Consider the following 7,448-nt stretch of genomic DNA (forward strand, 5'->3'; position numbering starts at 1 on the left):
CTCTCAAATTATCAAAGACAAGAGGCTGCAAAATAGATTGTTCACTCTTCACTCTTCACTTCACACATTATGCTTAGTACCTTGCTCTGGTTGCCCGCGTTGGGCGCTGCGGTAGTCGGGTTCCTGCCCGGAAATATAAATGGGATGCGTCTGCGTTCAATAGCCTCGGCTTTTGCTGCTGCTGTTTTCCTTTTGAATATCTGGCTGTTGACTCAATTCGATCCAGCCAATTCGGGACTGCAATTTCAAGAATATTTGCCTTGGATTCCGCAATTAGGTTTGAGCTACAACTTGGGCATTGACGGCTTGTCCTTGCCACTGCTGGTTTTAAGTGCTTTGCTGACGCTATTAGTCATTTACGGCACTGGCGAAAAAATGGAGCGTCCCCAGCTTTACTACGCTTTGATTTTGCTAATCAATGCTGGTATTGCCGGAGCTTTGATGTCTCAAAATTTGCTGCTGTTTGTACTGTTTTACGAAGTAGAATTAATTCCTTTTTACCTGTTGATTGCTATTTGGGGTGGAAAGCAGCGGGAATACGCTGCCATGAAGTTTTTGATCTACACGGCAGTTTCGGGACTTTTAGTGCTGGCAGCATTTTTGGGTGTGGCTTGGCTGAGCGGTTCTTTAAATTTCGATTACAGTGCGATTACCACTCAAGAATTGCCGAGAAATATGCAGTTAATCCTGCTAACAATTTTGCTAATTGGGTTGGGAATTAAAATTCCCTTGGTGCCGCTGCACACTTGGCTGCCGGATGCTTACGTCGAAGCTTCGCCAGCAACAGCAATTTTGCTGGGAGGGATTCTGGCGAAGTTGGGAACTTACGGTTTAGTACGGTTCGGCTTGCAGATGTTTCCCGAAACGTGGTCGATTATAGCTCCCGCTTTAGCGATTATCGGGACTGTGAGCGTGATGTACGGGGCTTTGAGCGCGATCGCCCAAAAAGACATCAAGCGCATGGTAGCCTATAGTTCGATCGGGCATATGGGCTACATCCTCGTTGCCTGCGCCGCGGGTACGAAGCTGGCATTAATCGGCGCTGTGGGGCAAATGGTAAGCCACGGCTTAATTTTAGCTTTGCTATTTTATTTGGTAGGCATCATCGAAACCAAAGTTGGCACGCGGGATTTGGACGTGCTCAACGGTTTGATGAACCCGATGCGGGGTTTACCCACTGCCAGTTCCCTGTTAGTTTTGGGCGGCATGGCAAGCGCTGGAATTCCGGGTTTGGTGGGTTTTATTGCCGAATTTTTAGTGTTTCAAGGCAGTTTCTCGATCTTTCCAATTCCAACTTTGCTCTGCATTTTAGCTTCGGGTTTAACAGCAGTTTACTTTGTGATTCTGCTCAACCGCACCTGTTTTGGGAAGTTGGACAATGCCACGGCTTACTACCCTCCAGTTACGTTTGCTGAAAATATGCCGGCGCTGGTTTTGGCGGGCATCATTTTTGTGTTGGGAATTCAACCTGCTTGGCTACTCAAGTGGAGCGAATCTACTACAAATGCGATAGTTGCTACTCTGCCGACTGACAGAAATACCCAAGTTGCTATTAGCTATCCCCTAGAACACTCGGAGCTGGAAATCGCGTCTACACAAACGAATTCCGCCTCCACCGACTAAAATCTACTCGTTTCCAGGCAGAGCCTGGAAACGCATATCCGGAGGCTATGCCTTCAATTTTCCGGCTCGTAGGCCTGGATATCGGTTCCCAGCCTCTAGCCGGGGAACCAGTTAAAGAATCGCAGCTTTTGGCAATAATTCAAAATATTTAGATTCCCTCACTCAAAGGAAGAAACAATGGTACAAACCCCTAATAAACCAGCAACTAAACTACCTCCTTCCAAACACGAATTTGCTGAAATAATTCACAGGCTAGAAGCTGGCGGCGCAATGATTCCAGATACGCCGGAAAATCTGATGCAAATCATCGCTATCTGGAAAGCTTACGCAGTGCCGATGGACTTTTACTGGCGAGATTTGCTTTACATCGCCGAACGGGTTTTTTTACACCCGCTTCCTTTCTTTAAATACTTCTTGCCTCAAGAGTATTTAGACTTGCAAAATCACTATGCAGGCGACGGTGCAGATTTGCGGATTTGGCGCGGGACTGGAAGTGTTCACCCGGAACTTTTGGAGTTCATGGAGAAGGGTGAAACTGGTAAACTCCCTCGATTTGTTCACCATTTGTGGCACGATCGCATTAACATGGAATTTGCCGAAGAGTGCATGAGGTCAATGCTGTGGCACCGGGGCTTGTACGTGCCCACCAATCAATTCGATCCTTATTTGGACAGTGACGAATATAAGGCTAATGCCGATCGCGCAATTAAAGCTTACTTCAAAAAAGACCCGTTCATGCTGGCACTTCACAAAGCATTTCCCGAAATGTTTTTAGAACAGTGCCGCCAAATGTCTTATTACAGCAATCTCGGTTTATTCTGGGAAGTCATGGCGCCGGTGTTTTTTGAGGTTTCCGACTTGTACGACGAAGGGAAAGTTACCACAGTCCCGCAGGCGATGGATTTTCTGGTAAATGGCATATTTGCGATCGCCGGACGCCCGATTTACCACCACGTTCAAATCGACGGCGAAACCTACGAAATCATCCCCAAATCTAAGGGTTTCACTTGGCTTTATGAAGCAGCGTTACCTTACGTGGAAGCTGTATTTTATCGCACTTCGCCATTCCGAGGCACCAAATCTTACAACGCTCAGGCTAAGGAAGTTCCTGACGACCAAAAAGACTTCCACTTCGGAGTGCTTTATGCAGACAAATTCCCCGTAGGTACGGCGGGGATTCCGCCGACTTTGCTAGCACAAGATATGCTGCATTTCCTGCCGCCGTATTTGATGGATTTCTACAAACAGCGCTGTCGAGGCGAAGATGATATCCTCAATCAAATTGGGGTGACATTCCAGCGGTCGATGTATTGCGTAACTTCGGCGGTGATTCAAGCGTTGCGGACTGCTCTTTTGTATCCTTTAGATGACCCGAATCCGAAGCATTTGAAGGCAAATCGGGCTTTCTTTGAGTCTCAGCTCGATCGCTTCTGTCGCCCGGAATACGGCATGAAATATGCTGCGAAGTTGAAGAATATTCAGAGTTCGGATTACAGGTAATAGATGTTTGCGGGAGGCATCTTAGCTGAAAAGTCCGCCAGTCCGTTAGTCCGCCAGGGGTTTGAACCCCTGGCTCAAAGCTCAATTCGGTTGAAACAGACTGGGAAAAATCAGAGATTTTTAAGCCGTTTCAAAAGTCCTATAATATTAGATTAGTTGGTATCCGAATTATTCATCTCTCTCTTCTCTTACTCTGCGTTCTCTGCGGTTTAATCATTCCGATATAAAAACTAACCAATAACTATGGACAGCAAAGAGCTAGCCCAATATATCGAAGCAACCGATGGGATTTCCAAACCTTGGCTGTTGGTGCAACTGCGACTGAAAAAATTGCAAGAAAGGCGATCGGAGATTTCTGCGGAAGAGTATATGACAGAACTTACCGACATTCACAAAGATTTAATGAATCTGGGGGAATGGTGGCTGGGAATCGAGGATGAAGTGTTTTAAAATTTAATGGAAAGTTCAAGTAGGATTAAGTCGATCGCACTTTAAAATTTCTCCATCAAATCTTTTTCTTGGGCATAAACATCTCGTAGCTGTTGCAGCGCGGCCCCAGAAATGACCGATTTAAGTGTAGCTACCAATTGGCCCCACTCCAGCAAGCTGTCAACTGAAACAGCTTTTTTGAACTTGTAAGTGTAGAATTTCGTCCAAAATGCTGGTGCTTGCTTGCTTTTCCAGCGTTTGTACCATCTGCCAAAATCTTGAGCTGCGATCGGCTTTACTTCTAAAATAGGGGGAAAATCGGCGTAGCTGACAAAGCGGCTGATGCCTTTGGCGTGCACGTAAACCATGTAGCGACAGCATTCGATGCGGTAAATGTCGTCTGCTGCGATATTGAACAGGAGTGCGACTGTTTCTTCGGTAACGAATCTCGCCAGCGCATGCAGGATTGGCGATTTGTGAATTATTTTGGAGCAGGCGAAAGTGCTTGATTTTAGCTGGGATGATGCTATCATAGTAAGTCAGACAGCTAGTAACTGTCTATTTAAGTTTTGAAAACGATCGCCCTTTAGTTGTCCAGACCGGGGGGCGATCGGCTTTTTAGATAAATTTATTGTAAGGTGTTATAGCACCCATTGTCAAGCATGGGTTTAGTAAGAATTAAAGTCAGAGAACTAGCAGCAGAGAAAGGCTGGACATTCAAGGAAGTTTCAGAACGTTCTGGGGTGGTATACAACACGGTCAAGCATTATGCTCGCTGTCCAGGGCTGACAACGGTAGACTTTACTTTGCTGCTAAAATTAGCTCGGACTTTTGATGTGATGATTGAGGATTTGGTTGAGGTTTTGGAGGAGTAGCCGACCGACCGCGATATTGACTGATTTTCTGATATCATGGTGAGTCAACCTAAGAAGTGCATCAACTCTCAAGCATGGGTTTAGTCAGGCTAAAAATTCGGGAACTAGCGGCCGAGAACGGCTGGACGCTTAAGGAAGTATCCGATCGTTCCGGGGTAATTTATAGCACTGTCAGAAGCTATGCTCGTCGTCCTGAAATGGCAATGGTTGACTTTACTTGCCTGCGGAAGTTAGCTCGGACTTTTGATGTGATGATTGAGGATTTGGTTGAGGTTTTGGAGGAATAGACCGATCAGCTTTTCCACATTTCCACTATAAGCCGTTGTGCTGCGTCTTGTCAAGACGCGCTTAAGCATTTCGCATCGCAGCTAAAAGCTCAGCTTAAAGGTGCTAAGATTTAGTCAAAGTTGTTAATCTCCCGTTACCTTTGTGACTAGAGCCAGTACCGCCATCGGGGTGAGCCCCATCATCAAGGAAATTGTGCAGAAAAAGGCGCTAGCAACCCGACTAACGCTGAAGGAAATCATCTATGTCGGGATGCTGGCGATTGACGAGTTGGACGAAAAGCGCTTGCAAGAGTTGGCAGATAAGGTGCATCAGATGCAGGTCAATGGCGAGATTTGAAGCTGAAGAAAACCCGGTGGGCGTCCAGAAACCGGGTTTTTACGAAAAGACGCGTTGCAACCAGCAGATTAGGAAAAAAACCCGGTTTCTTTGGTTGGAGCGTGTCCAGGACAGATCGAGAATCTCAAATGGTAGAATTCTCTGGAACTAACAACATCCGCGATTCTATTTCTTCCCAGGTTTTTGCTGATATTCTCACTGCTGCTTCTTTGCATGGGATGATGAAAATATTTGCCAATAAATAATCTCCCAGCGCCTCTGCTTCTTCCTCAGATAACTTGACTATTTCTGGATTGAGATGGAGTGCATGACACCAGGTATCTACAAGGCGATCGGCAAATGCTAAGTGTATTTGTTTAGGCTGCTCACTATCGGGCAATTGCTTCTCAAGTTCTATCAGTTGAGCAATTAGTTCAGTCCAGTTCACCTCCTTGAAGATTTTAATTTTTTTAAGTTTTTCGGCCGACGCGATGGTCAACGCGTTGGCGTTGGCGTTGGCGTTGGCGTTGGCGTTGGCGTTGACGTCGGCGTTGGCCTGGGCGATGCCTGTGGTCTTGCTGAGGGCCATGACGTAGTCGATGGTGATGGCGTTAGCGTTGGCGTTGGCGTTGGCGCTGGCGATGGCGCTGGCGATGTCCATGGCGTGGGCGATCGCCGCAGCACGTTTACCGACAGGCTTAAAATCACCTTCCGAGCCATTAGTCGCTGCATCAGCCCATTGCAATAGCCCTTGCAACTTCGGCGTGTTAATGTACTTTTGAGCCTCTTTTTCCATTAATAGGAGCAAGTTATCAGCCCCATTTTTTGAACGCACCAACCCCGCTACCAACAAAAATACCTCTTGCCAGCGTCGATCGGAAAGATGATCGGTAACTAACTGCTCAATTAAATTATTATCAGCAATATATTGAGCTGTGAGATATTCCTGAAGCGTCAAATGCGAAAACGAGTACACATCCTCAGCTCGTTCTACTAAAATCCCCTGTTGAACTGCAATAGCTTTCAGAACCGCCTCACCGTCTAAATGCTTCGGTGCATTCAAATTATTTTCTAAAAAAGTTTTGATTTCCTCAACCACTTCTCGCTGCGAAAAAAACAGCTTATCAGCCTCAAAACCAGTATAAGCAATCTCCGATAACAAACTCTCCTCTAACTCCGTGCTGAGCCCTTGATAAATTTCCTCTTTCTGAATCCGCTTTTCCGCCGCCCATTCTTCCAACAATATCCGCAAAGCTTTTCTGTAAAGAACGCTGCGATTATTCGGAAAGTTTTGCGAACGGTCATAAATGAGGCAGAGGAAAGTTAGCAATAATGGCGTGTGGGCTAACTCTTTAGCTGCTGCATATTCTGGCTTTTGCAATAACTTCCAACATTTTTGAGCCGTTCCTGCTTGTTTATCGACCTCAGACTGAAACCAGTTACCAATAAATTGCTCAATTTGAGTATCGTCAAACTCTGCTAGTTTGACATCGGTAAAGCGTTGAAAGTTGTTTCTATAAGCGGCTGTGCGACAAGAGACAATGAAGCTATTTTTATCATAGCGGTCAACAAAATTCTGAATCTTACTAATGACCTCATTTGTGTTGACTGTCGGCACTTCATCCAATCCATCCAGCAAGATTAACAGCTTTCCCTGCTCTAATGCCTTAGCGATAAATTGCTCAGATGAGGGAAAGCCACAAATGCTAAACTCTTCAACAATTAATTTTTCTATGTCTATCTGGCTAGATGTAAAGCTTTTAAGTTCGATAAAAACAGGAATGCGATCGTGCTTAAATCCGCCTCGTTTGCCCTTCAGTGCTTCGAGTCCTATTTTCCGCAAAAATGTAGATTTTCCCGCCCCGGGCTGCCCTAAAACCATCAAATATTGCTTCTGATTAGCAATTTTTAGCCCTTCTTGCTTCTGGCAATCTTGCTGCTGAAAACTTCGCTTGTTTGCTTTGCGGTAAGCTTCTTCTAAATTTTGGATTGATTCAAAACTGCGGATTTCTTGCTCATCCAAAAACTGCACAGCAGTATAAACCGATTCTAATGGCACAGCCTCCCGCATTCCCAATGCTTTGAGAATGCCGTGACGCTTGAAGTAGCGTTTGCCGTATTCCCCCGATGCCGTGTAAATTAGCTGTTTAGTTTTATCATCTAGCTTTTTGCCCATCAAACCGAGAAACTTGCCACCAGTTTCAAAGACTGACTGGAAAATGGGGAGGGCTATACCGCTAACACAACTTATAGCAAAGGGTTCAATTCCTGTCATGGCAGTATTAAGGAGGTTTTTATGATGGGACTTAGCCGCGTCGAGGTCAGAAACCGGGTTTCTTCTATATATAGTCATTTCAAATAAGTATGAGACACTCTTTCTGCACAATAAGCACGAATAACTTCATCAAGAGATGTGCC

8 protein-coding genes are annotated in these 7,448 nt (G+C 45.6%); 6 read left to right on the plus strand and 2 right to left on the minus strand.

The window, feature by feature from the left end:
- Nucleotides 1–69 precede the first annotated feature (69 nt).
- The 3 genes from QUA57_RS23400 (at nucleotide 70) to QUA57_RS23410 (ending at nucleotide 3,573) form a co-directional block, all read left to right on the plus strand.
- Entirely contained in the window at nucleotides 70–1,623 is a 1,554-nt protein-coding gene (locus QUA57_RS23400) for an NADH-quinone oxidoreductase subunit M (RefSeq protein WP_333063880.1), read from the plus strand.
- A gap of 177 nt (nucleotides 1,624–1,800) precedes the next feature.
- A complete protein-coding gene (locus tag QUA57_RS23405; RefSeq protein WP_333063878.1) occupies nucleotides 1,801–3,123 on the plus strand; it encodes a CO2 hydration protein in 1,323 nt (440 codons plus the stop codon).
- Between the two features lie 243 nt (nucleotides 3,124–3,366).
- Entirely contained in the window at nucleotides 3,367–3,573 is a 207-nt protein-coding gene (locus QUA57_RS23410; RefSeq protein ID WP_333063876.1) for a hypothetical protein, read from the plus strand.
- Nucleotides 3,574–3,614: 41 nt separating this feature from the next.
- Here the strand turns inward: QUA57_RS23410 and QUA57_RS23415 are convergent, their stop codons facing one another.
- Nucleotides 3,615–4,085 (minus strand): hypothetical protein, encoded by a 471-nt coding sequence (locus tag QUA57_RS23415; RefSeq protein WP_333063874.1) that lies wholly within the window; start codon nucleotides 4,083–4,085, stop codon nucleotides 3,615–3,617.
- 129 nt (nucleotides 4,086–4,214) lie between these two features.
- Between QUA57_RS23415 and QUA57_RS23420 the strand changes: the two genes are divergently transcribed.
- The 3 genes from QUA57_RS23420 to QUA57_RS23430 all read left to right on the plus strand — a co-directional run bounded on the left by QUA57_RS23420 (nucleotide 4,215) and on the right by QUA57_RS23430 (nucleotide 5,051).
- A complete protein-coding gene (locus tag QUA57_RS23420; protein WP_006631306.1) occupies nucleotides 4,215–4,427 on the plus strand; it encodes a helix-turn-helix domain-containing protein in 213 nt (70 codons plus the stop codon).
- A 74-nt stretch (nucleotides 4,428–4,501) separates the two neighbouring features.
- Nucleotides 4,502–4,714, plus strand: a complete 213-nt coding sequence (locus QUA57_RS23425) for a helix-turn-helix transcriptional regulator (RefSeq protein WP_333063873.1) — start codon at nucleotides 4,502–4,504, stop codon at nucleotides 4,712–4,714.
- Between the two features lie 142 nt (nucleotides 4,715–4,856).
- Nucleotides 4,857–5,051, plus strand: coding sequence for a hypothetical protein (locus QUA57_RS23430; RefSeq protein WP_333063872.1), 195 nt, complete (start codon nucleotides 4,857–4,859; stop codon nucleotides 5,049–5,051).
- Between the two features lie 124 nt (nucleotides 5,052–5,175).
- Here the strand turns inward: QUA57_RS23430 and QUA57_RS23435 are convergent, their stop codons facing one another.
- A complete protein-coding gene (locus QUA57_RS23435; RefSeq protein ID WP_333063870.1) occupies nucleotides 5,176–7,383 on the minus strand; it encodes an NACHT domain-containing protein in 2,208 nt (735 codons plus the stop codon).
- Between the last annotated feature and the right edge of the window lie 65 nt (nucleotides 7,384–7,448).

Source organism: Microcoleus sp. Pol7_B2 (assembly GCF_036701035.1).
In the GTDB taxonomy this organism is placed as follows: Bacteria; Cyanobacteriota; Cyanobacteriia; order Cyanobacteriales; family Microcoleaceae; genus Microcoleus.

Excerpts from the sequence above, each read along its gene's own strand:
- QUA57_RS23400 (WP_333063880.1), top strand. The coding sequence starts at position 70 with ATGCTTAGTACCTTGCTCTGGTTGCCCGCGTTGGGCGCTGCGGTAGTC.
- QUA57_RS23405 (WP_333063878.1), top strand. The coding sequence starts at position 1,801 with ATGGTACAAACCCCTAATAAACCAGCAACTAAACTACCTCCTTCCAAA.
- QUA57_RS23410 (WP_333063876.1), top strand. The coding sequence starts at position 3,367 with ATGGACAGCAAAGAGCTAGCCCAATATATCGAAGCAACCGATGGGATT.
- QUA57_RS23415 (WP_333063874.1), bottom strand. The coding sequence starts at position 4,085 with ATGATAGCATCATCCCAGCTAAAATCAAGCACTTTCGCCTGCTCCAAA.
- QUA57_RS23420 (WP_006631306.1), top strand. The coding sequence starts at position 4,215 with ATGGGTTTAGTAAGAATTAAAGTCAGAGAACTAGCAGCAGAGAAAGGC.
- QUA57_RS23425 (WP_333063873.1), top strand. The coding sequence starts at position 4,502 with ATGGGTTTAGTCAGGCTAAAAATTCGGGAACTAGCGGCCGAGAACGGC.
- QUA57_RS23435 (WP_333063870.1), bottom strand. The coding sequence starts at position 7,383 with ATGACTATATATAGAAGAAACCCGGTTTCTGACCTCGACGCGGCTAAG.